General features: G+C 70.5%; 23 protein-coding genes and 1 tRNA gene. 13 read left to right on the top strand and 11 right to left on the bottom strand.

What is annotated here, in order from left to right; translation table 11 throughout:
- Nucleotides 1–151: 151 nt before the first annotated feature.
- Nucleotides 152–2,389, top strand: a complete 2,238-nt coding sequence (locus KVT45_RS09325; RefSeq protein ID WP_217546029.1) for a glycoside hydrolase family 3 C-terminal domain-containing protein — start codon at nt 152–154, stop codon at nt 2,387–2,389.
- Between the two features lie 53 nt (nt 2,390–2,442).
- Nucleotides 2,443–2,853 (top strand): hypothetical protein, encoded by a 411-nt coding sequence (locus tag KVT45_RS09320; RefSeq protein WP_217546028.1) that lies wholly within the window; start codon nt 2,443–2,445, stop codon nt 2,851–2,853.
- 31 nt (nt 2,854–2,884) lie between these two features.
- On the opposite strand, the gene KVT45_RS09315 is transcribed toward KVT45_RS09320, so the two are convergent.
- Complete coding sequence (locus tag KVT45_RS09315; protein ID WP_217546027.1) at nt 2,885–3,778, bottom strand: GNAT family N-acetyltransferase; 894 nt, start codon at nt 3,776–3,778, stop codon at nt 2,885–2,887.
- Between the two features lie 72 nt (nt 3,779–3,850).
- Nucleotides 3,851–4,237, bottom strand: a complete 387-nt coding sequence (locus tag KVT45_RS09310) for a hypothetical protein (protein WP_217546026.1) — start codon at nt 4,235–4,237, stop codon at nt 3,851–3,853.
- 241 nt (nt 4,238–4,478) lie between these two features.
- Between KVT45_RS09310 and KVT45_RS09305 the strand changes: the two genes are divergently transcribed.
- On the top strand, nt 4,479–4,904 hold the full coding sequence (locus KVT45_RS09305) for a hypothetical protein (protein WP_308310685.1): 426 nt from the start codon (nt 4,479–4,481) through the stop codon (nt 4,902–4,904).
- Nucleotides 4,905–4,985: 81 nt separating this feature from the next.
- Here the strand turns inward: KVT45_RS09305 and KVT45_RS09300 are convergent, their stop codons facing one another.
- The gene (locus KVT45_RS09300) at nt 4,986–5,978 is read right to left on the bottom strand and encodes a CU044_2847 family protein (protein WP_217546024.1); all 993 of its coding nucleotides are present in this window, start codon (nt 5,976–5,978) and stop codon (nt 4,986–4,988) included.
- 142 nt (nt 5,979–6,120) lie between these two features.
- Between KVT45_RS09300 and KVT45_RS09295 the strand changes: the two genes are divergently transcribed.
- Nucleotides 6,121–6,519: a hypothetical protein gene (locus KVT45_RS09295; RefSeq protein ID WP_217546023.1), complete on the top strand. Its 399-nt coding sequence runs from the start codon at nt 6,121–6,123 to the stop codon at nt 6,517–6,519.
- Nucleotides 6,520–6,591: 72 nt separating this feature from the next.
- On the opposite strand, the gene KVT45_RS09290 is transcribed toward KVT45_RS09295, so the two are convergent.
- Nucleotides 6,592–6,676: transfer RNA gene (locus KVT45_RS09290), tRNA-Ser, on the bottom strand.
- A gap of 60 nt (nt 6,677–6,736) precedes the next feature.
- A complete protein-coding gene (locus tag KVT45_RS09285; RefSeq protein WP_217546022.1) occupies nt 6,737–8,203 on the bottom strand; it encodes a S1C family serine protease in 1,467 nt (488 codons plus the stop codon).
- A 257-nt stretch (nt 8,204–8,460) separates the two neighbouring features.
- On the opposite strand from KVT45_RS09285, the gene KVT45_RS09280 reads away from it, so the two are divergent.
- The 3 genes from KVT45_RS09280 (at nt 8,461) to KVT45_RS09270 (ending at nt 11,336) form a co-directional block, all read left to right on the top strand.
- Entirely contained in the window at nt 8,461–9,288 is an 828-nt protein-coding gene (locus KVT45_RS09280) for a glycerophosphodiester phosphodiesterase (RefSeq protein WP_217546021.1), read from the top strand.
- 256 nt (nt 9,289–9,544) lie between these two features.
- Nucleotides 9,545–10,201, top strand: a complete 657-nt coding sequence (locus tag KVT45_RS09275) for an ATP-binding protein (RefSeq protein WP_217546020.1) — start codon at nt 9,545–9,547, stop codon at nt 10,199–10,201.
- 145 nt (nt 10,202–10,346) lie between these two features.
- On the top strand, nt 10,347–11,336 hold the full coding sequence (locus KVT45_RS09270) for a DUF5926 family protein (protein ID WP_217546019.1): 990 nt from the start codon (nt 10,347–10,349) through the stop codon (nt 11,334–11,336).
- Between the two features lie 245 nt (nt 11,337–11,581).
- Here KVT45_RS09270 and KVT45_RS09265 read toward each other — a convergent pair whose 3' ends face one another.
- Both KVT45_RS09265 and KVT45_RS09260 read right to left on the bottom strand, forming a co-directional pair.
- Complete coding sequence (locus KVT45_RS09265) at nt 11,582–12,169, bottom strand: hypothetical protein (RefSeq protein ID WP_217546018.1); 588 nt, start codon at nt 12,167–12,169, stop codon at nt 11,582–11,584.
- Nucleotides 12,170–12,223: 54 nt separating this feature from the next.
- Nucleotides 12,224–12,898: a bifunctional DNA primase/polymerase gene (locus tag KVT45_RS09260; RefSeq protein ID WP_217546017.1), complete on the bottom strand. Its 675-nt coding sequence runs from the start codon at nt 12,896–12,898 to the stop codon at nt 12,224–12,226.
- Nucleotides 12,899–13,544: 646 nt separating this feature from the next.
- Here KVT45_RS09260 and KVT45_RS09255 point away from each other — a divergent pair.
- Complete coding sequence (locus KVT45_RS09255) at nt 13,545–14,930, top strand: PP2C family protein-serine/threonine phosphatase (RefSeq protein ID WP_217546016.1); 1,386 nt, start codon at nt 13,545–13,547, stop codon at nt 14,928–14,930.
- Nucleotides 14,931–15,053: 123 nt separating this feature from the next.
- On the top strand, nt 15,054–16,523 hold the full coding sequence (locus KVT45_RS09250) for an aminopeptidase P family protein (RefSeq protein WP_217546015.1): 1,470 nt from the start codon (nt 15,054–15,056) through the stop codon (nt 16,521–16,523).
- A 94-nt stretch (nt 16,524–16,617) separates the two neighbouring features.
- On the opposite strand, the gene KVT45_RS09245 is transcribed toward KVT45_RS09250, so the two are convergent.
- The 4 genes from KVT45_RS09245 to KVT45_RS09230 all read right to left on the bottom strand — a co-directional run bounded on the left by KVT45_RS09245 (nt 16,618) and on the right by KVT45_RS09230 (nt 19,545).
- A complete protein-coding gene (locus tag KVT45_RS09245; RefSeq protein ID WP_217546014.1) occupies nt 16,618–17,439 on the bottom strand; it encodes a triphosphoribosyl-dephospho-CoA synthase in 822 nt (273 codons plus the stop codon).
- A 10-nt stretch (nt 17,440–17,449) separates the two neighbouring features.
- Complete coding sequence (locus KVT45_RS09240; RefSeq protein ID WP_217546013.1) at nt 17,450–18,382, bottom strand: intradiol ring-cleavage dioxygenase; 933 nt, start codon at nt 18,380–18,382, stop codon at nt 17,450–17,452.
- A 99-nt stretch (nt 18,383–18,481) separates the two neighbouring features.
- On the bottom strand, nt 18,482–19,057 hold the full coding sequence (locus tag KVT45_RS09235; protein WP_217546012.1) for a GNAT family N-acetyltransferase: 576 nt from the start codon (nt 19,055–19,057) through the stop codon (nt 18,482–18,484).
- A gap of 38 nt (nt 19,058–19,095) precedes the next feature.
- A complete protein-coding gene (locus KVT45_RS09230) occupies nt 19,096–19,545 on the bottom strand; it encodes an ATP-binding protein (RefSeq protein ID WP_217546011.1) in 450 nt (149 codons plus the stop codon).
- Between the two features lie 293 nt (nt 19,546–19,838).
- Here KVT45_RS09230 and KVT45_RS09225 point away from each other — a divergent pair, with 293 nt between their 5' ends.
- The 4 genes from KVT45_RS09225 (at nt 19,839) to KVT45_RS09210 (ending at nt 22,920) form a co-directional block, all read left to right on the top strand.
- A complete protein-coding gene (locus tag KVT45_RS09225) occupies nt 19,839–20,717 on the top strand; it encodes a hypothetical protein (RefSeq protein WP_217546010.1) in 879 nt (292 codons plus the stop codon).
- Nucleotides 20,718–20,897: 180 nt separating this feature from the next.
- Nucleotides 20,898–21,647, top strand: a complete 750-nt coding sequence (locus KVT45_RS09220; protein WP_217546009.1) for a YcnI family protein — start codon at nt 20,898–20,900, stop codon at nt 21,645–21,647.
- Nucleotides 21,648–21,760: 113 nt separating this feature from the next.
- On the top strand, nt 21,761–22,417 hold the full coding sequence (locus KVT45_RS09215; RefSeq protein WP_217546008.1) for an SCO family protein: 657 nt from the start codon (nt 21,761–21,763) through the stop codon (nt 22,415–22,417).
- On the top strand, nt 22,414–22,920 hold the full coding sequence (locus KVT45_RS09210) for a copper chaperone PCu(A)C (protein ID WP_308310684.1): 507 nt from the start codon (nt 22,414–22,416) through the stop codon (nt 22,918–22,920). Before KVT45_RS09215 ends, KVT45_RS09210 begins: the two co-directional genes overlap by 4 nt.
- The last annotated feature ends 3 nt before the right edge of the window (nt 22,921–22,923 follow it).

Raw genomic sequence — 22,923 nt, 5'->3', positions numbered from 1 at the left:
CTTGCCGTCGTCGGCCCCGGCCCGGACCCCGGCCGCATCGCCGGCCCCGACGACGGCGACGGGTGCACGCCCGGCGACAGGTGCACGCCCGGCGTCGGACCAACCGGCGGGCGGCTCGGCCTCCCGGCGCGTCGAAGCCCTGCTGGCCCGCATGACCTTGGCCGACAAGATCGCCCAGCTGAACATCCCGGTCTGTCTCCCGCAGGAGCTGCTCGGCGATTCCACGGACCCGACGGGCACGGTCGCGAACCGGGAGGCGTACGTACGCGGCAGGACCGTGGTCGGCACGGGCGCCGGGCAGCTCCGGCTGGGCCCGGGCGGCGGTTTCTTCGGCCTGGTCAACCAGACCCTCTCCGGTTCTGTCGAGGTACCGCATCCGCTCACGCCACGCGAGCAGGCCGAACAGCACAACCGGCTCCAGCGCCTCGCCCGTGACACCCGGCTCGGCATTCCGCTGCTGGAGATCAGCGAGGGCACACACGGTTCCCTGGGCCCCGGTTCGACGATCTTCCCGGAGGGGCTGGCGCTCGGCGCGACCTTCGACCCGGAACTGATCGGCCAGGTGTACGCGGCGGTGGCCCGGGAGGCCCGCGCGGTGGGGATCCACGCGCTGAGCACCATCACCGCGGAGCTGAACCGCGACCCGCGCTACGGCCGGGGGATCTGGGCGTTCAGCGAGGACCCGTACCTGACGGCCGCCTTCGTCGGTGCGCTGGTGCCGGCCGTGCAGGGCGCCGGCGGCGGCCTCACGTCCGACGAGTCCGTGGTCACGTCCCTGGTCACCTTCCCCATGGAGTCCCCCAACGTCGGCGGCCTGGAGACCAGTTCCGTCGAGATCGGTGAGCGTGCCTTCCGCCAGACCCACCTGGAGCCGTGGCGGGTGGGCTTCGCCGAGGCCGGCGCCCTGATGACCGAGGCCAGCGAGCAGACCATCGACGGACTGGTCGTGCACGGCTCGCGCAAGTACCTCACCGACCTCCTGCGGGACGAACTGCGCTTCGACGGCGTGGTGATCGGCAACGACCTGCGCAGCCTGATCCGCGAACACGTGGCGGCCACAGCACAGGAGGCGGCGGGGCTGGGACTGCGCGCCGGGGTCGACATCAGCCTGGCCTGGGACGAGATCTACCTCGACCAGCTGGCCGCGGCCGTACGGGAGGGAAGGGTCGACGAGGCCCTGCTCGACCGGGCCGTACGACGCGTCCTGACCCTCAAGGAACGCCTGGGCCTGTTCGAGAACCCGTACGTCGACGCCGCCCGGGCGGAACGAGTCGTCAACTGCGCACCGCACAAGGCCCTGGCGCTGCGCGCGGCACGTGAGTCGATGGTGCTGCTGAAGAACGAGGGCGAGCTGCTGCCGCTGGCCGCCGACCGGGTCCGTACGGTGGCGCTGATCGGCCCCAACGCCGACAACAAGCTCAATCTCCTCGGCGAGTACAACGCCTACCCCGCGCTGCACGAGACCCCCTCGATCCGCGAGGCGTTGACCCGCCTGCTCGGCGACCGGGTCCGGGTGCGGTACGAACGCGGCTGCGCCGTCACCGGAGCGGACACCTCCGGCTTCGCCGCCGCGCGCGCCGCGGCCCGGGACGCGGACGTCGCGGTGGTCGTCGTGGGCGAGCAGACCAGCGGCGGCTACTTCTCACCGGACCGTACCGACGGCGAGCTCAAGGACACCGCGTCCCTCGCCCTGACCGGCGTACAGCAGCAGCTGCTCGAAGAGGTCCACGCCACCGGCACGCCGACCGTCGCGGTGGTGGTCACCGGCCGCGCCCTGGCCCTGCCGTGGGCCACGGCGCACCTGCCGGCGCTGCTGGTGGCCTGGCTGCCCGGCGAGGCGGGCGGCCGGGCGGTGGCGGAGACGCTGTTCGGCCGTAGCGAGCCGACCGGCCGCCTCCCCGTCACCTTCCCCCGCGACGTCGGCCAGCTGCCCCTGACCTACGACCAGAAGCACGCCCGTGCCGACGCGGACGCCTACATCGACATGCCCTCCACGCCCCTGCACGCGTTCGGATCGGGCCGCGGCTACACCACCTTCCGCTACAGCGGCATCCGGCTGGACGACTCGCACATCACGCAGGACGGCCGGACCCACCTCCACGTCGACATCACGAACACGGGCAAGCGGGCCGGTACCGAGGTCGTGCAGCTGTATGTGACCGACGACCTGGCGAGCGTCTCCCTGCCGCGCATCCGGCTGCGGGGCGTGGCCAAGAGGCGGGTGGCTGCGGGAGAGCGGGTCACGGTGTCGTTCCCCGTGGTGGCCGCCCGGGACCTCACCCTCGTGGACGAGCAGCTGCGCACCGTCGTCGAGCCGGGGACGTTCACCCTCAGCATCGGCAGCGCCTCGGACCGCCTGCACCAGCGCATTTCCCTGACCGTGTCATGACCCGGCCGTACCCCTCACCCACTCCACAACCACCGGAGAACCAGGAGAATCACATGAGCACCAACGACACCCCCCTTGCCGAAGCCGACTACATCGCGGCCACCGCCGGCGAACTCAGCCGCAAGCAGGGAGCCGACAAGGCCGCGGCACTGGTCAGCCAGAAGGCCCTCTTCCAGCGCCGCGGGCGGATCGCCCTGCACCCCGACCGGCTGGTCCTCACGGACTGGTCGGACACCAGCCCTCTCGTCCTCACCCGTGCGGACATCACCGGGGCCGAGACCCGCTTCACCGACCTCTACGGCCGCTTCCTCGGTGGCCTCCTCAACGCCGGCAAGCCCCTCATCCTCAGCACCGCGTCCCCGTCCCTGGGCGACATCTACCTGCTCGTCAACCGCCGCGAGTTCATGGAGACGACGGACGACAGGCAGTGGGAGAAGCGAATCAACGACTGGCGCAACGGCTGATCCCGCAGACCCCGCGGACCCCGCGGAGTTCTCAAGCGGTTGCCGACGCGGCTGCGGAGAAGTCGTACACGAAGTCGTACACGCCCCAGTCGGTGAGCCCGGCGTATCCGAGTCGCTGGTAGAGGGCGTTGCTGGTGGGGTTGGACAGGTCCGCGAACAGGACGACGTCCCGCGCGCCCGCGGCCAGCGCGGCCCGGCTGACCTCCGCCGTCACGGCACCCGCGTAGCCGCGGCCGCGCAGGTGGGACGGGGTGTAGACGACGTCCACCTGGATCTGGCCGCCGATCATCGGGTTCAGGCCCACGACGGAGACGGGAGTGCCGTCCGGGGTCTCCCAGAGCGTGTAGCCCTTGTCGGCGTAGCGGGTGCCGGCCCAGGTGCCGGCGTCGATGGCGACGTCCTCCCCGACGGCCCTGGCGAACTCGGCGCACCAGAACATGGTCTGCTCCAGGTCCTGCTCGCCCAGGACACGGCCTTGGCCGGCAGGCAGCGGGTCCGGTGGGGTGAGCGTGCCGAGGCGGTAGAGGCGCAGCCGCGTGCCGCGGAGTCTCGGCGTCGCGCCGGTGTGCCGCTGCCAGGCTTCGGCGAAAGCGGTAGCCGTGCCGTGGTCCGCGCTGACGCTGGGAAGGGAGTGCCCGAGGGCGGCCAGACGGGCGGCGAGGGAGTCCGCCTGCTCGGGCGTGAGCGGGGAGAGGCCCAAGCCGCGGGGCGGAAGGCGGTAGAAGGTGGCGCGGGCCTCGCCCGCCTGCTCCAGCACGCCGAAGACGGGGGCCTCGGCGCCGAACGCCTCCGCCCCACGCACCCGTACCCTCTCGGCCCACGTCAACTGCATGACGTGCAGGCCGGGACGCGAGCGCAGGAAGTCCCCCGCCCGAGCGAGGAAGTCGTCGACGTCGTCGGTCAGGTACCAGTCGGCTGAACGCATGCCCGACACCTTCCCATCCCGGCCGTACGGGCAGCCGGAACCCGGCATGAATCCGCCGTGCACTCGCCCGCTTCAGTCGACCGCGATCGAGCAGTCCTTGGCGGGGACGCCGGTGAGTTCGCACGCGGCAGCGTCCTCCTCGCCCTCGGTCCGGTGCTGCTGCAGATACGCCGCTGTCGCACGCGTCCCCGCGCCGAAACAGGTCGGATTCTGCTCCACGATCAGCCCGAGGATCTTCACCTGCGCCGATTCCATGTCCGGATTGACGGAATTGAGGAAGTCCTCGTCGTGGAATTCCCGTTCCTTCTGCTTCCGGACCTGCCCGGCCCGTCTCGTGAACTCCTTGTTGGCCTGCTCGCACGTGGCGGACCGCACGGATGCGCCGTCAGTACGCGTTGCCCCGACGGCGTACCCGCCTATGGCGAGCGTGATTGCTCCTGCGCTGACCAGCGCGATCATCGAACGCTTCATGGCCGGGGATCGTATCCGGACGCGTCAGAACCACTGCGGGGCAGCTCCGCCTCTCGCCGGGGAGTCCTCGGACGGCCGGCCACCCGGCCTTCCCAGGCTCGGATCAGGTAGTCGCCAGTAAGCTGCGACGGTGCCGACACAGCAGGCGTCAGGGGCCGCCTTCCGTCTGAAGTGGGAACTGAGGGACCACGGTTGGGCGAGATGCCACCTGACCGAGGGATCCCGGAAGGTGTCGCTGACCGTCAGCTACTGCACCGACGCGCTGGCGGACCTCGTGGCCTGCACGGGCAGTCTGTACGGGCAGCGGCACACCGCCCGGTTCTTCTTCGACGCTGAGCCGCGGGAACTCCGCTGGGTTCTCCGCGCGACGGACAGATCGGTCGAGGTGACCATCTACGAGTTCGCCGACGTCGCGGTCAGTCCTGGCCTACCGGATTCCGATGGCACGGTGAGGTGGAGATCGGTGCATCCGCGTCCGGTGTTCGCCCACGCCGTTCTCGACGCCGCTCAGCAAGTGCTCGCGGAGCACGGCGAGGCCGGTTATCGCTCCAAGTGGGTGCTGCATCCCTTCCCTGCCGGCCCGGTCCAGGATCTCCGCAGGCTGCACCTGCGGGACGACGCCTGCGAGTTGCCCCACGACCTCTCCCGCCCCTGACGGTCGGCGGGGCAGGGCCGGTTGCCGTCTCGTCCGCCTCCGCTCGCGGAGTGCCGGCCTGCGCCTCGTCTCCCCGCCGGGTCAGACCTGGCTCTCACCGTCCGCCTGCGCCTGCGGAGGACCGCCTTGCCAGGTGAGCGTGACAGCGATCGCGCCCTTGCTCACCCCGTCGGCGAGGATGCCGACGACCCTGCCCCCCTTGTTCGCGAGCTCGATGCCGAACTGGACGGTGAGCTCGTCCGGCCGCGCCGCACGCGCCGCTTCGGCGATCGACCCGGCCACCCCGGTGAACAGCGGCCGGAGATTCTCCACTCGCACGGAGAAGCCGTCGGAGTAGCCGGAGTCGCCGTACGACCCGGCCGCGGCCAACTCCTGTCCGCCCGAGACACGCGCCCACACAGGGGTGCCGTCCGGCAACTCCACGAGGATTACGCGGTTGTCACTCACTGGGTCCCCCGCTTGCCCGTCGGTTTCCTGGTCGATGATGCGGTCCTGCCCGGTGGCCGAAGCACGACGCACACGGCTGAGGGCCTCCTGCACCTTGATCAGCCCGCCGTTCCGGTCGACGATCTCGGGCGGTAGCAACTGCGCCAACGTCAGAGCCACTTGGAACACCTGATCAGGGCGTTCTTCAGGGTCGCGGAACACCCGGTGAACGGTCGTCGGCGACAGGCGCGCCTCTTCCGCGATGCGACGCACGCTCGGCTGCCCCGCACCGACCCGTAGTTCGTCGAGCGCGTTCCTCAACTCGTCGGCCGGATGCCCCTCGTCGCCGGATGCCGTGGTGTCACGCTCACGCTGCTCGATGTGGGCACGGCTCCACAGGTCCAGGATCTCTCGCGTGTCGTCAGGCCCGGCGTCGAGCACCCGGAGCAGGTCGGACAGGAGCTCGGCCTTGGGCAGACGTGCCCCGCTCAGGATCCGGGAGAGCGAGGGCGCACTGTATCCGGTCCGCTTCGAGATCTCGGCGTGCGTCAGCCCCGCCGGCCTGCGCAGATCGCGCAGGCGCTGCGCGAATAGGCGCTGTGCAGGTGAGATGTGGGAGGACAACGGCTCCTCACGGCGTCCGGCCATCAGCTCTCACCTCCATTCATTCCCCATCGTTCCATTAGTGCGTATTCTATGGAACACGGTTTGGGGGTCTCGGACCGCCCTGACGGCACTCCTTCGGCATGCCCTCAAACCCTCGGCCGGATCACACCTCTGGGGGCACATCGTGTCCAGTGTCGCACCGGCGCTGTACGGGATCTTCATCCTCGTCGCGCTGATGATCAGCCTCTTCGGATTTCGCCTGGCCGTGGCCGATGGCGCCCCGGCCGGCATGGCCCTGTTGCCGGCGGGCAGCGGCTTCGTGGGCACGCTGGTCAATGTGGCAGCCGTCGCTGCCTCACTGGGGCTTCCGGCCGGGGCGCCGAGTGCCGTCCGGATCGGCTGGGTCAGCTTCGGAGTGGTCTGCGCGACCGCTTCGGCTCTGGGCGCGTACCACGCGACCAGCGGCGTCAACCCCGCCACGGGCGCGCCGCACATGCGCAAATCCAAGCGCTGGTACACGGCGGGAGGCGCCTTCACCGCCACCATCACGCTGGTAGGCCTGGCCGGCTACTTCCTGAAATGACAACCGCTCCGGCCCGGGCCTCGGACAACGGCCCCCGACCGTCTTGCCTGGTCAGGGGCCGTAAGCGTCACGCGGTGGGTGTGGGATTTGAACCCACGGTGACTCGCGCCACGACGGTTTTCAAGACCGTTCCCTTAGGCCGCTCGGGCAACCCACCCCGCGCCGACGGAGATCGGCGCGGGGAACAGAGTAACCGGTTCGTGCGGGCGTGTGCGGGTCAGTTGTCGCCGACGCGGGAGCCGAGGGTGACGGTGACCGTGTGTTCGCTGCCGCTCCGCTTGTAGGTGATCGCGACCTTGTCGCCGGGCTTGTGGGTCCAGATCTCGCCGATCAGGGTCGGGCCGCTGTCGATCACCGAGTCGTCCAGCTTGGTGATGACGTCGCCGGGCTTGAGGCCGGCCTTGTCCGCGGGGCCGCCCGACTCGACCGCGGCGGAGCCGCCCGAGCCGGAGTCGGTGATCTGCGCGCCGCCGGTGCCGTCCTCCAGGGACACCGACGCACCGATCTTCGCGTAGACCGGCTTGCCGGTCTTGATCAGCTGCTGGGCCACGTACTTGGCCTGGTTGATCGGGATGGCGAAGCCGAGGCCGATCGAGCCCGACTGCCCGGTGCTGCCCAGACCGCCGCTGGAGGCGGACTGGATCGCGGAGTTGATGCCGATCACCGCGCCGGAGGCGTCGAGCAGCGGCCCGCCGGAGTTGCCCGGGTTGATGGAGGCGTCGGTCTGCAGGGCGCTCATGTAGGACGCCTTGCTGGTGGAGCTGCCGTCACTGGAGGCGACCGGGCGGTTCTTGGCGCTGATGATGCCCGTGGTGACCGTGTTGGACAGGCCGAAGGGGGCGCCGATCGCGATCGTCTCGTCGCCGACGGCCACCTTGTCGGAGTCGCCCAGGGCGAGCGGCTTCAGGTCCGACGGCGGGTTCTTGAGCTTGATCACCGCGACGTCGTAGCCCTGTGCGTGGCCGACGACCTCGGCGTCGTACTTCTTGCCGTCCGGGAACGTCGCGGTCAGCTTGCCGCCGTCGAGGGAGTCCGCCACCACGTGGTTGTTGGTGATGATGTGGCCCTGCTTGTCGAAGACGAAGCCGGTGCCGGTGCCGCCCTCGCCGCTGGTCGACTCGGACTCGATGGTGACCGTGCTGGGCAGCGAGTTCTGGGCGACCGCCGCGATGGTGCCGGCGGCACGCTTGACCTGGGTGGCTCCACCGCTGGAGGACGAGATGGTCGTGGAGCCGCTGTCGTCGTTGTTCTTCGCCAGCGTGTAGCCGAGGCCGCCGCCGATGCCGCCCGCGACCAGCGCGGCCACCAGGACGGCGGCGATCAGACCGCCCCGCCCGCTGCCCTTCTTCGGCGCGAGCTGCGGCTGCTGGAACGGCTGGGGCTGCTGATACTGCTGGTACTGCTGGTCGTACGACGAGCCCCAGGCGGCACCCGCACCCGCACCGGCGTCCGCGTAGGAGGGGGTCGCGGGCGGCGGGGGCGGCCAGGAGCTCTCGGGGGCCTGCGGTGCGGTCCCGTAAGGGTCGCTCGCGGGCGCGCCCTGCGGCGCCGGCGGGATCGGTGCGGTCGGTGCTTCCCCGCCGTCGGACGCAGCAGCCTGCAGCGAGGCAGCGGGAGACGTCGGCGGCACGGGAGGTGCGGACGGGGCCGGAGGTACCGGGTTGCCCTCGTTCTCGGTGCTCACAACTTCTCTCCTCGGTCCACGGCTTTTCTTCTCGGTCGCACTCGGTCACGCTCTTTCACGCTTGCTGTCGCTCCGGCGCGATTCAGCTGTGCATGTGCTTTTGTATGCCGTCAGCTTTTCCCACAGGCCGTCAGAGCACCATAAGCGGTGGCTGTGGGTACACGGACAACCTTTATATAGGGCCTGTCCGACAAAAGTTCCCTTTACCGGCATGCAGGGTGCCCCCAGGTACCCCCGCTCGGTGGCACCATGACGCGGTGACCCACGCACCACAGCATCGCATCCAGGTCGTCGCGCACCGCGGGGCCTCCGAGGACGCCCCCGAGCACACTCTGGCCGCGTACAAGAAGGCCATCGAGGACGGCGCCGACGCCCTGGAGTGCGACGTACGCCTGACCGCCGACGGCCATCTGGTGTGCGTCCACGACCGACGGGTCAACCGTACGTCCAACGGGCGGGGCGCGGTCTCGGCCCTGGAGCTCGCGGACCTGGCCGCCCTGGACTTCGGCTCGTGGAAGAAGGGCCCGGCCTGGCACGGGCGGGACGAGGAGCCCGACTGGGAGTTCCGGCCCGAGGACCGCGCGGACACCTCCGTACTGACGCTGGAGCGGCTGCTGGAGCTGGTGTCGGACGCCGGCCGGCGGGTGGAGCTGGCGATCGAGACCAAGCACCCCACGCGGTGGGCGGGGCAGGTCGAGGAGCGGCTGCTGGTCCTGCTCAAGCGGTTCGGGCTGGACGCTCCGGCCGCCCCCGCCGAGTCGCCGGTGCGGGTCATGAGCTTCTCCGCGCGGTCGCTGGCCCGGGTGCGGGCGGCCTCGCCGACGCTGCCGACGGTCTATCTGCTGCAGTTCCTCTCGCCGCGGCTGCGCGACGGGCGGCTGCCGGCCGGGGTGCGGATCGCGGGGCCCTCGATCCGGATCGTGCGCAATCACCCGGCCTACGTCGAGCGGCTGAAGCGGAACGGCCACCGGGTGCACGTGTGGACGGTGAACGAGCCGGAGGACGTGGACCTGTGCGTGGAGCTCGGCATCGACGCGATCATCACCAACCGGCCGGCGGCGGTGCTGGACCGACTGGGGCGGTGAAGGACTGCGAGGGGTGACGGGTCACGGGTGACGGGGGCATCGGGGACGGTAAATCCGGAGCTGTCCTGATCAGGGCTCAGATAAAGAGTCAAGTAAGGACACCCCGCACCTCTTGACCCGACAGCCCGCCCACAGCATCCTCACTTCTCGGCCATACCATCGAAATCCAGCCACACGAAGCCGTATCTGGGGGATATGGCGACGACCCGTCACAGGGAGTGCTCCGGCGCGTTCGGCATGTATTCGTTGGTTGCGAATGCGTCACCGGACATTCATTGGCCGGTTTCCGGTTCAGGCCGATGGGGCATCCACACCGTGGCGTGGGGCAAAGGAGGTCTCGGGGGTGGCGTTGGTGGTGGCACAGGAGGTGCCCACGTCTTCGAGCATGGCCGTACCCCATGGCCCTGCGGGCGTGGGGAAGGCGCGGCACCGTATGCGCGATCAGTTGCGCACGGGTGGTCTATCGGAATCGGTCATCGACGATGCCGTACTGATCCTTTCCGAACTTTTGAGCAATGCCTGCAAGCACGGGCGCCCCCTGGGCGACGCGCTGGCCGGGGACGGCGACGTCCGGGCCGCCTGGCAGGTCGACACGCGCGGCCGGCTGGTCGTCGAGGTGACGGACGGCGGTGGTCCGACCCGCCCGGCTCCCATGACCCCGTCGGTCACGGCACACGGCGGCCGCGGGCTGAACATCATCACGGCCCTGGCCGACGACTGGGGTGTCCGCGACGACGCCCGGGGCGAGGTGACGGTCTGGGTCGTGGTCCACAAGGACGTGCGTGATCCTGACACCGGGAACACCCGGGACCGCCGAGACGCCTTCGCTACGCGCGTCATCGCGCCCTCGGGGCCGTCGGTCCCGGAGATGGCCGACCTGGACTTCGCGGACGCGTTCGACGACCTCGACTGACCGGGCTGGACCGACCGGACAGACCGGACCGACCTGGACCGACCGGATACGCGACGGCGGCTCCGTCCACAGGTTCCCGTGACCCAGGGCATGAACGGCTAGGCTCCCGCCCGTACGAGACGAGCCGTAACCGGGAGACACCCAGATGGCCAAGAAGCGACCCCAGACGACGGCCACGCGGCCGCAGCTCAGCGATGCGGCCCGCGCCGGAGGCGCTGATGGAGACATTCCGGTTGTCGGTGCCCGTGAACCCTGCCCCTGCGGCAGCGGCCGCCGCTACAAGGCGTGCCACGGCCGGGCGGCGGCGCACGCGGCGACCGAGCTGGTGCACCGCCCGTTCGAGGGGCTGGCGGGCGAGGGCGACTGGGTGGCGCTGCGTGAGCTGGTCCCCGCCGCCACGGTCGAGCTGACCCTGAAGGACGGTCTGCCCGAGGGCGTCCCCTCGGTCACGCTCGCCACGGTGCTGCCGATGGCCTGGCCGGCGCTGCGCCGCGACGACGGCACGGTCCTGCTCGGCCTGCAGAACGACACGGCGTCCGGCGACATCAGCCGCGACCTCGCCGACACCCTGCAGCGGGCCCTCGCCGCCGAGCCGGGCACCCCGGTGCAGGGCCGCCGCGCCCCCGCCGACAGCCCCCGGCTGCAGGACCTGCTCGACCCGAAGGGCCCGTTCGAGCCAGTTGTGCACGACGGCTTCGAGTTCTGGGTGCAGGACGCGGAGAACGCCACCCCGGACGTGACCGCCTCCCTGGAGCGGGCCAACGCGGCGGCCATCCCGACGGTGAAGCTGACCGGCGTCGACTCCGCCTACTGGTGCGAGACGCCCGAGAAGAACCATCTGCGGTGGGTCATGCCGTATCCCGAGGAGCAGCTTCTGGACGCTCTGGCGCGGCTGCACGCGGCGGGCCGGTCCAGCCTCGGCGAGGGCACCCGGCTGGTCGGTTCCTTCCGCGCCCACGGTCTCACCGTGCCGGTCTGGGACCTGCCGAGCGGGGTCGGCGCGGAGGACGTGGAGAAGCCGGCCGCCGAGTTCGCCGAGCGCCTCGCGACCGCCCTGGCCTCGGAGGCACCGCTCACGGCGGACGAGCGGCGGGCCCGCGGCGGACTGACCAACCGACAGGTCACGCTCAGCTGACGATCAGCGCGGACACAGGGGTGCGGCTGACCGGTCGGTCAGCCGCACCAGGCCCGTCGAAGCGGGTGACTCCTGTCACAACTTCCCTACACGGCAAGCAAATACGTGTCCGAATAGCCGAGATCGAATTTGCGAACCGCCGATCTCTTGTTACCGTCTCAGTAGCCCGGTTGCTGGTGCATCCCCCGTCGCCAGCAACCGGGCCTTTTCATGCCCGCGTCCGGTGTACGGACCGTAGCGATTCGTCAACTCCCGCTTGACCGCTGGGAGTTGTCCGCGGACGAGTCCCCGGAGCCGTCTCCCGAGTTGCTCGCGGAACGCAGCAGCAGGGGACCGTCGCCGCCGCGTGCCGCGAACTCCGTGACGGCCGTGTAGGCGTCCAGGGTGCCCCGGGTGTGCTCCCGGGGCGTCTCACAGGTGGCTGGCTCGTCGTCGGCGTCCGCCGCGCAGTGCGTCTGCACGGTGCGGCCGTGCGGGCCCAGCAGGCTCAGCACGGCCTCCAGGGCCGCCCCGGTGGCGTTGCGGTAGTAGGTGCGCGCCCAGGTGTCCGCACCCTGGGCCATCACACAGGTCTGCGCCTCGACGCCGTCGGGCGAGGTGAGTTCGGGACCGCAGCGGGCAGCCGTGGCCAGGCCCAGACCGAGCACCAGCGGGGACCGGACCGGCGCCGGCAGTTTCTCGTCGTCGTGCCGGGCGGGGTGTACGGCGGCGTCGCCCACCTGTCCCGCGGACGCCACGGTCAGCGGCAGCACGACCGCGCTCACCATGACGCCCACGAGGGCGAGCAGACGTAGTCGGGGGTCTGAGGGACGGCCCCCAGAATTACGCAGCATGTGCGGAGAGTAACCAGGCGGACGCGACAAGCCGTGTTCTCGCGCCCGACACCCTTACAACTCGGGTGCGCTCACACCCGTACGAGTGAGGGCGTCGACCACGGCGTCCACCACGGCCTCCACATCGGGCACCCAGGGCTTGGCCGAGCCGGGCAGCGGGGCCCGCTCCCAGCGGATGGCGCCCTGGCCGGTCTCGGAGGGCGGCAGGGCGAGGTAGCCGCCCTCGCCGTGGAAGCGGAGCGAGCCGGGGACGAAGTCCTTGGCGTAGAGCAGCTCGCCCAACTGCTCCATGGAGTACGGCTTGACGAGCAGCGCCCAGCGGGTGGGCGCGGCCACCACCGGACCGAGCCGCATGCCGCGGCGGTCGAGGAGGGCGAGGGCGCGGGAAGCGGCGAGGGCGGGCAGGCTGACCGCACAGGGCGCCGTCCCGCCGGCGGCTCCGGTGGCGAGGACGATCGGGGCCGTCGGCCGGTTGCCCCACCACCAGCGGATCATGCGCTCGTCGGTGGTGGCGGCGAGCAGGCCGGGGTCGAAGGGGTGTGCACCGGGCACCGTGCACTCGGGGTCGGGACACGCGCACCGGGCCCGCCCCTGAGGGTCGGGAGCCACGCCCGGGAGTACGGGCCACTGCCATTCCGTCGCGAAGGTCAGGGCCGCGCCGAGAAACTCAGGCCCCTTGTCGTTCCGCCTGGACAGGAGCCTGCGTCGCCTTCCGAGGATCTCGCGCATGAGCGCTCGTTCCTTTCCGTTGCACCGCTGGCAACACCGTGGACCACATCACATCATGTGTCGATCACTTCACTGTGCGTACCTGTTGGCGCATCACACCCCTGCCCTGGGCAAGGGGAACCCCTGGGGGTCGAGCGGGGACCGCGCCCGCGTTCACAAGAACTGCGTCGTACTGCTCGTACTGCGTCTATCAAAAGCACGGCCACGGCGTGGGGGTGGCGAAGTCTGGCGTTTTGCCGTTCCGAGTGTTTCTCTCCGCCTCCGCCACGGGAGGATGGGGCACGGTCGTCGGTGGTTAAGACGCCCGGGTCCGTCGCCAGGTTCCGGGTGGTCCCCAACCACCCCTGGCCTTCTCCGAGTACGTACCCATCACGACCGCTGTGACGCTCTGTGGAGCAAGGCCAGTCGACCGCAATGAACCGATACCCGAGTCAGTTTTAAGCCAACTTTGCTTTTGCGCAAGTCGTCCGGGAGAAGACCTCGGCAAGACCCCAAGAGGCCCACGGACACCAGGAATCCCGGCAGGACAATGCTGGACATCTCCTCACGAGTGCGTGTACATGTGGAGACACTGCTAGCGGCGCAGAAAGACATGGGGGTTTGCGATGCTTTTGAGCAATACGCACAGGTCTGAAAGCCGGACGCGATGAACGCCCCGCACCCTCCGAAAGTGGCTGGAATCGATTCAACGGTTCCCACGCCCGCACACACTGTCGCGCCGGTACCCCCCGCCCCGGCCGCACCTCCCGTCCCGAAGACCCCCGCCGCCCCGGCGCCCGGCACCGTCCTCCAGGACCGGCTGGCCAGCTGGGTCTCCGACCTCACCACCCTCCATGAACTGACCGAACGGCTCGCCCGGACCGGCACTCTGGAGCCGGCCCTCCAGGAACTCCTGCGCGCCGGTGCCGCCCTCGTGGGCGCCCGGCGCGGTCTCGTGGCACTGGAGCCCGCCGACGGACTCGGCCCGCACACCACGCTCGGCCTGGGCCTCGGCCGCGCGGACCTCGGTCACCTGGAGACCGTCCCGCGCGGCGCGCTGCCGTACGACGGCGGGGCCGCCGCCGAGATCGTGCACCCCGACCTGTTCGCCGAGGACGGCCTCGACCCGCGCCACCGCGAGGTCGCCGCCCGCCTCGGCTACGCCGCCAGCTACGCACTCCCCCTCGTCACCGACGCGGCCGACCGGCTCGGCGCGGTCGCCTGGCTGTACGACGAGCCCGCCGAGCCGCACGAGCGCCAGCGCCACCTCGTCGGCCTGTACGTCCGGTACGCGGCCGAACACCTGGCCCGGCTGCTGGAGGTGGAGCGCACGCGCGCGTGCATGACGACCATCGCCGAGGAGCTGCTCCCCTCCCGGCTGCCCCGGGTGGCCGGCGTCCAGCTCGCCGCCCGGCACCGCACCGGCCCGCGCGGCGGCGGCGACTGGTACGACGCGCTGCCGCTGCCCGACGCCGCACTGGGCCTCGCCGTCGGCTCGGTCACCGGCTCCGGGCCGAGCGCGGTCGCCGCGATGGGCCGGCTGCGCGCCTCCCTGCGGGCGTACGCCGTGATGGAGGGCGAGGACCCGGTCGCGGTCCTCTCCGACCTGGAACTGCTGCTGCGGCTGACCGAACCGGCCCGCTCCGCCACCGCCCTGTTCGCCTACTGCGAGCCGGCACTGCGCAAGGTCACCCTCGCCGGGGCCGGCCACAGCCCGCCGCTGCTGATCGGGGAGCACCGCACCGAGTTCGCGGAGACCTCCGTGTCCGCTCCGCTGGGCATGCTCGCCTGCTGGGAGGCGCCCAGCGTGGAGGTCCAGGCCGAGGCCGGCGAAACGGTGCTCCTCTACACCGACGGGCTGCTGCACCGCACCGGCGACCCCATGGACCGCGCCTTCGCCCGGCTGCACACCGCCGCCGCGAGCATCCCGCGCTCGCTGCGCCACGACCCCGGGGCGATCGCCGACCACGTCCTGCGCACGGTGCTGCCGGACGGCCTGGACGAGGCCGACAGCGAGGAGGACGTGGTCCTGCTGGCGGCCCGGTTCGACTGATCGGTCAGTCAGAAAGGCAGAGGCGGACACACCTCACACCGCTGTGGGCCCCAAGTCCCTGGGACGCCGTTCGGTACGACCGTACGATGGACGGGATTCACTGCAGTGTCGAGGAGGATGACCGTGTCCGACGAGCTCACCCCGGAGACTCCGGAGACCCCGGAGACCGAGTCGGAAGAGCCGATCAAGCAGCGCAAGAACGGCCTGTACCCGGGCGTGTCCGACGAGCTCGCCGAGAGCATGAAGTCCGGCTGGGCCGATACGGAGCTGCACGATCTCAAGCCCATCGAGCAGGCCGGGCACACCGCCCGCCGCCGCGCCGAGCTGTCCGCCCGCTTCCCGGGCGAGCGCCTGGTGATCCCGGCCGGCAACCTGAAGACCCGCTCGAACGACACGGACTACCCGTTCCGGGCGTCGGTCGAGTACGTCTATCTCACCGGCAACCAGACCGAGGACGGCGTACTCGTCCTGGAGCCGAAGGACGACGGCCATGTGGCCACCGTCTACCTGCTGCCCCGCTCCGACCGCGAGAACGGCGAGTTCTGGCTCTCCGGGCAGGGTGAGCTGTGGGTGGGCCGCCGGCACTCGCTGACCGAGTCCGAGGCGCTCTACGGCATCCCCGCCGCCGACGTGCGCGAGCTGGCCGGCAAGCTGCGCGAGGCCACCGGCCCGGTGCGGGTCGTACGCGGGTACGACGCCGGCATCCAGGAGGCGCTGACCGACAAGGTCACCGCCGAGCGCGACGAGGAGCTGCGGGTCTTCCTCTCCGAGGCACGGCTGGTCAAGGACGAGTGGGAGGTCGGCGAGCTGCAGAAGGCCGTCGACTCCACGGTCCGCGGCTTCGAGGACGTCGTGAAGGTCCTCGACAAGGCCGAGGCCACCAGCGAGCGCTACATCGAGGGCACGTTCTTCCTCCGCGCGCGCGTGGAGGGCAACGACATCGGCTACGGCTCGATCTGCGCGGCCGGCCCGCACGCCTGCACGCTGCACTGGGTCCGCAACGACGGCCCGGTGCGCTCCGGCGACCTGCTCCTCCTGGACGCCGGCGTCGAGACGCACAGCCTGTACACCGCCGACGTCACGCGCACGCTGCCGATCAGCGGCACGTACAGCGAGATCCAGAAGAAGATCTACGACGCCGTGTACGACGCCCAGGAGGCCGGGATCGCGGCGGTGCAGCCGGGCGCCAAGTACCGCGACTTCCACGATGCCGCGCAGCGGGTGCTGGCCGAGCGGCTCGTCGAGTGGGGGCTCGTGGAGGGGCCGGTGGAGCGGGTGCTGGAGCTGGGCCTGCAGCGCCGGTGGACGCTGCACGGGACGGGGCACATGCTCGGGCTCGACGTCCACGACTGTGCTGCCGCGCGGACCGAGACGTATGTGGAGGGCGTCCTGGAGCCGGGGGTCGTGCTGACCGTCGAGCCGGGGCTGTACTTCCAGGCCGACGACCTCACCGTGCCGGAGGAGTACCGGGGGATCGGAGTCCGGATCGAGGACGACATCCTGGTGACGGCCGACGGGAACCGGAACCTCAGCGCGGGGCTGCCCCGGCGGTCGGACGAGGTTGAGGCGTGGATGGGTTCTCTTAAGGGCTGACGTGTGATGTGAATGGCCGGGTACCTGAGTGGGTGCCCGGCCATCGTTGCGTTCTGCGGGTGGGTGGGGGCTGAGCGCGCAGTTCCCCGCGCCCCTAAAGGGGCGCTCCAGAGAGCCCGTCCAGAAACAGTGCGCCGGCCAAGAGCCCCGCACTACCTCTTGGGCTCCAGCCCTTTTCGTGCAGGTCCGCGTCAAGGGTGCGGAGCGCCTCCGCGCCTGCCTCTGTCGCCGTGCCGCCCGCCTCCAGTATTTCCCGCGCCCCTGCCTGGACCTGGCGCAGCCCCAACGGGCCCGCCGTGTAGAGGAGTTCGGTGTCCTGGAGGGTGGACATCACCGTCATTAACGCGTCCAGGCGGGCCTGGTTCTCGGTGGCGCCCGCCTTGCGGGCCGTCGCCAGCGCGTCCAACGCCCGGCGTACGTGCGGGAATCCGGCCCTGGCCTCGCCCCGGGCGCCGGCCGCGCCGTACTTCACGGAGATCGACGAACCCCGGGAGGGGCGCTTGGGGGCGCCCTTGTCGTTGAACGCGGCGATCTTCCGTGCGTTCGCGGCGATCTCGCGGGCCTTGGCCCGGGGATCCAGGGCGACCGCGGCGACCAGAAAGCCGAGGGCCCACAGGGCACCCTTGTGGCCGCCGCCGGCCAGGCCGACCGAGTGCTCGGTGCACCGGCCGATCGCGCCCAGTTCCGCCCGCAGCACCGGCGTGGCTTCGCCGGTACGGCGGGCGGAGGCGGCCATCGCCGCGAGGCCGGGCGCCAGCGCCCTGGCCGACCAGCGCAGACTGTCGTGCTCCCGGCGCGTGCTGCGGGCGTCCAGGTCACGGGGGTCGGGCAGGCCCGGCTTGGGGGCCAGGGCCAGCTGACCGGTGAGCGCGGCCACGGCGGCCTGCGCCAGCGCGTCATCCTCGCGGCTTGTCATGTCCCTTACCTTATGAGGAGGCGGAGGCCGAAGGGGAGGCGCTGTCGCTCGGCGGGGCGCCCGTCGGGGCGCCGCTCGGCGGGGTGCCCCCGCCGCCGCTGCCGGCGCCCGTGTTCTCGGCGTCCGGGTCGACGCCCAGGGTCAGGGAGCCCTTGTAGCCCTTCGAGGGGTCCTTCTTGTGCACGGCCTTCAGGGTCAGCAGACCGCTGGAGGCGCCGCCGCCGTCGTACACCATGTCGTTGGCGAGGACCGTGTAGTCGCCGGTGTGCTTCGAGTAGGGCTCGAGCGTGAAGATCTCCTCGGCGATGTCGTCGGGGAAGAACAGCTGGCCGGTGTAGTTGACCTTGCCGCCCTCGTAGGTGCCGTCCTCCTTCTCGCCGCCCGTGTGCACCTTCACGTGGATGTGGCAGGTGCGCGGGGTGTACCAGCCCGGGAAGATCGTCTCGAACTTGACGACCCCGTTGGCGTTGGCGATCTGGTAGCCGCGCAGGTAGGTGTTGTCGTTGGCGGAGTCGCCCTCCTCGCTCTCCGCGGGGGCGGAGCCGCCGGGGTTGGCGGTGGTGTAGCCGGAGTAGTAGCCCCAGGCGTCGCAGTGCCAGATCTCGACCGCGGCGCCCTTGACCGGAGTGCAGCCGTCGGTGGCGTCCACGACGGTCAACCGCAGGGTCAGCGGAACGCCGGCCTTGCCCTCGGTGATGTCCTTGCGCACCAAGGCACCATCGAGGTAGTACGGCCCTTCCGTGACGCTGCTCATCAGCGTCATGCACTCACTGCTGGTGGAACTCGCGGAGGCCGTGGCATCCGCATCGGTACTGGTGTCGGTCGTGTCGGCGAAGGCCGACTGGAAGCCGGCGACCGCGAGGCCGCCGGCCGCCACCGTGCCGCCGGAGACCGCGAGGGCGCGGCGGCGGGTGATCGACGTGTTTTTGTGGTTTCCCGTCATGGCCGACGAAGCTATGAACGCCGTTTGTCAGGGGCATGGGCGGGAGCTGGCAACGACCTGTGAACGCCCAGGAAGCTGAACCCGTCGGGAAGCCGCTGGTCACAGAGCCGGGGCGCGGTCGTGCAGGATCCGCTGGAACAGCCGGCTGTCCCGCCATTCTCCATTGATGTGCAGATACTGCGGCGCGTCCCCGATCGTCTCGAACCCGCATTTCTTCAGCACGCGCTGGGACGTCGTGTTCTCGATCAGGGTGGACGCCTCGATCCGGTGAAGTCCCACGACATCCCGGGCTATCTCGCAGACCCGATCCAGGGCGGCGGTGGCCAGACCACGGCCCTGCTGATCACCGGCCACCCAATAGCCGACGTAGGAACTGCAGAAAGGACCCAGGGAAATTCCGGAAAGGGTGATCGCGCCGACGATCCGGCCGTCCTCGGCCGACTCCATGATCCAGGGGGCCAGGAGGCCGTCGGCGGCCTGTCCCAGCAGGCCATCGATGCGCTCGGTCTGCCCCTCGACGGTGAAGAAGGACTCGGGTCTGAGCGGTTCCCAGGGTTCGAGATGCCTTCGGTTGCCGACGTATGCGGCGCACAGCGCTTTCGCGTCGCCGACGGCAATGGGACGCAATATCACCCCGGGCAGGAGCAGGCTTTCTTTAATCTTTCTGAGAATCATGCGCGCACCCTAGCGCGGGTGTTATGCGGGGGCGAGGGTCATGCCGAAAGCAGAGAAGGATCTTTCTTCCACTTGAGGATCTTGTCGAAGCTGACCACGGTGCCGCCGCGGCCCGGCTTGTTGCCGATGTGGACGTGATCCGCGAGTTCTCTGATGAGACAGAGACCTCTCCCGTGCTCGGCGTCGGGACGGGCGGGTCTGACGCCCTGGGTGCGGGCGAACCCCGGACCGAGCCCCGGCCCCGAATCCGCCACCTCGATACGGCACTTCTCGCCGTCCAGGTAGGCGGTGACCCGGTACGCCTCCGAGGTACGGCCGGCCCCGCCGTGCTCGACGGCGTTCGCACAGGCCTCGCTGAGGGCGACGGAGAGGTCGTAGGAGATGTCGGGGTCGACGCCCGCCGTCTCCATCGTGCCGATCAGCAGCCTGCGGGCGAGCGGCACGCTCGCGGCCTCACGCCGCAGATGGAGTGACCACCAGATGCTCATGCTCCAGCCTCCTGGCCGCGGCTCGACATACCGATACCTATTGCCACCCGTGCGCGGGTGTAAGCACTCCGTTCATGTGAGAACGCCCATCCGGGGGATGCGCGGGGGGAGGTTTCGGTGTATGAGCGGGTGGTTCGTCACAAGGATGATCTTTCGGTTCTTTCTCTCGATCACCTTCTGTCCGGTCCTTACCGCTCCCGTCCGTCCGGGTCCTCTCAGCGCTTCCGTACGTAACGGAATCTTCTGGACCTGACGTAAAGCGGGCAGGGGTCCGGTGCGATGATGAGCGCGCCATGACTGCCCCCCACCCGCGCGCGGCGCGCACCGGAAGCGGACTGCGGCTCCTGCGGGCCGCGGTGTTCGCCGCGCTCTGTGTGGTGCTGGCCGCGGCGGGGCACACCCTGGCCTCCTGCGCGACCGTTCCGCTGTGGACGCTCGGCGCGGGCTTCCTGGGCACCCTGGCGCTCGTCGCCCCGCTGACCGGCCGGGCCCGCTCGCTGCCGGGGATCGTGGCCCTGCTCGCGGTGCTGCAGACGGTGCTCCACACGCTGTTCGGGCTCGGTCAGCACGGCGGCTCCGTGATGTCCGGCGGCTCGATGTCCATGTCCTCCATGTCATCGATGTCGTCCATGACTTCCATGACGTCGATGTCCACCGGTGACGCCTCGCTGGTGGAGCGGGCCGCGCGGTTGGTGTGCGGGGCCGGGGCCGCGCAGATCAGCCCCGCCCACGCGTACAAGATCCTCGCGGACGCGCATCTCAGCACCTCCGTTCCGGCCACCGGTACGAGCGGGGCGGCCCATGCCGCGGACGCCACCGGGGCCTCCGCCTCGCTGCTGCCCTCCGTGCCCATGCTGCTCGGACACGTCCTCGCGGCCGTCGTGGCCGGATGGCTGCTGCGCCGGGGCGACCTGGCACTGCTGCGACTGATCCAGCTGTCGGCCGATTCGGCGCACGGGGTCGCCGAGGGGGCGCTCATCCGTTCCCTGCGCGGGGCGCTCACGCTGGCGTGCGCTCTGTGCGCCGGGCTCGTGGCCGTACCCGAGGCGCCCGCGCGTGGCCGTCGTAGCGCCTGGGACGTACCGCCCGTCCCGCACACCGTCGCGCTCCAGCACTCCGTGATCCGGCGCGGGCCGCCCACGGCCGCCGCCGTACTCGTTCTCGCCGCCTGACACGACGCGACCAGAGCACTCCCCGGGGTCTCTGCCCGGATCCGGAGGGGCCTGCCGCCGTCGTGCGGCACACGCGCGTGCCGTTTCCGATGGCCGCTTTCGGCTTTCGGCTCCCCACGCGCCCCCTCAACGACAGAACTCACTCGGAGTGGAGTGCTCCCTGCCATGAAGGCTTCCGCCATGAAGGCCTCTCGTATCGCCGCCGTCGCCGCCGTCACGGGTACCGCCGTACTGGCCGTCACCTCGCCCGCGTTCGCGCACGTCAGCGTGGAGCCCGAGGGCACCGCCGCCAAGGGCGGTTACGCGGTCATCGACTTCAAGGTCCCCAACGAGCGCGACGACGCCTCGACCACCAAGGTCGAGGTCAACTTCCCCACCGACCACCCGGTGGCCTCCGTGATGCCGCAGCCGATGGCCGGCTGGAAGATCGAGGTCACCAAGTCCAAGCTGGCCAAGCCGCTGGAGATGCATGGCGAGAAGATCGACCAGGCGGTCACCAAGGTCACCTGGACCGCCGAGGACAAGGGCATCGAGCCGGGCTACTTCCAGAAGTTCCCGCTCTCCGTGGGCGCCCTGCCCGAGAACACCGACGAGCTGGTCTTCAAGGCGATCCAGACGTACTCGAACAAGGAGGTCGTCCGCTGGATCGAGGTCCAGCAGGAGGGCCAGGACGAGCCGGAGAACCCGGCCCCGGTCCTCGCGCTGTCCGCCGCCACCGGCGACCACCACGGGTCCGCCACAGCCGAGGACACGGCCGAGGAGACCTCGGCCAGGACCGAGACCACCACGTCCGACGACTCCGGCTCCTCCGGCGGCAGTGACACCACCGCCCGCGTCCTCGGCGTCGTAGGCATCGCCGTGGGCGCGGCCGGGGTCGCCTACGGCGTCCTCGCCGGCCGCCGCCGGTCCACCACCGGTACCGAGGCCTGAGCCCCTCGTCCGTAACGCGCACAGGGGGTCGTGCGACGCTGTCGCAGCTGTCGTACGGCTGTCGTCCGGCCCCCCGGTGCGCGCCGGATCTCTCACATCTGGGACATTTTCGTATGCGCAAGAAGACGTTCGCCGCGGCCGCGCTGCTCGCCGCCGCCACCCTGACCCTCTCCGCCTGCGGCAGCGGCGACGACGACGCCAAGTCACCCGTCACCGTGGTCTCCGGGGACACCTCGAACAAGGCCGCGACCATCCTGGACACGCCGTTCGAGAAGCCGGACCTGGTGCTCACCGACACCCACGGCGAGAAGTACGACCTGCGCGCGGCGACCAAGGGCAGGCCGACGCTGATCTACTTCGGCTACACGCACTGCCCCGACGTCTGCCCGCTGACCATGAACAACCTCGCGGTGGCCAAGAAGGCGCTGTCCAAGGCCGACCAGGCGAAGCTGCGGGTCGTGTTCGTCACCACCGACCCGGCGCGGGACACCCCGGCCGAGCTCGGCAAGTGGCTCAAGGGCATCGACCCGAGCTTCGTCGGACTGACCGGCGACTTCGCCACCATCCAGGCCGGCGCCCGCACCCTCGGCATCTCCATCGAGCCGACCCACAAGGACAAGAAGACCGGCAAGGTCGTCTCGGTGCACGGCACCCAGGTCATCGCGTTCTCGCCGGAGACCGACGGCGGATACGTCCTCTACGGCGAGGACGCCACCGTCGACGACTACACCAAGGACCTCCCCAAGCTGATCAAGGGAGAGAACCCGTGAAGCCCGTCAGGGCCGTCAAGCCCGGAAAGCGCCTCGCTCTGACCGGGATAGCGATCACGGGGGCGCTGGCCCTCGCGGGCTGCGGCGGCTCGGGCTCCTCGGGCTCCTCGGGCTCCTCGGGCTCCTCGGGGGCCGAACTGTCCGTCGGCGCCTCCTACATGCCCCAGCCGGTCTCCGCCGACATGGCCGCCGGATTCCTGACGATCACCAACAAAGGCGGCACGAAGGACGAGCTGACGTCCGTCACCAGTGACTCCGCCGGTGAGATCACCATGCACGAGACCAACGGCGGGGCGATGGAGGAGGTCACCTCCTTCGAGGTGCCCGCACACGGTCAACTCGTGTTCAAAAGCGGTGGCAACCATCTGATGTTCGAGAAGCTGAAGCGCCGCCCGGAACAGGGCGACACGATCACCTTGAAACTCAAGTTCGCCGAATCCGGTCCGCTCACCGTCGAGATGCCGGTGAAGTCCGCCACGTACAACCCGTCGACCGGACACTGAGGG

The sequence above is a fragment of the Streptomyces sp. GbtcB6 genome (assembly GCF_019091475.1).
Taxonomy (GTDB): domain Bacteria; phylum Actinomycetota; class Actinomycetes; order Streptomycetales; family Streptomycetaceae; genus Streptomyces; species Streptomyces hyaluromycini.
The sequence above is the reverse complement of the archived record's forward strand: the minus strand, read 5'-3'. Positions and strand labels throughout refer to the sequence as shown.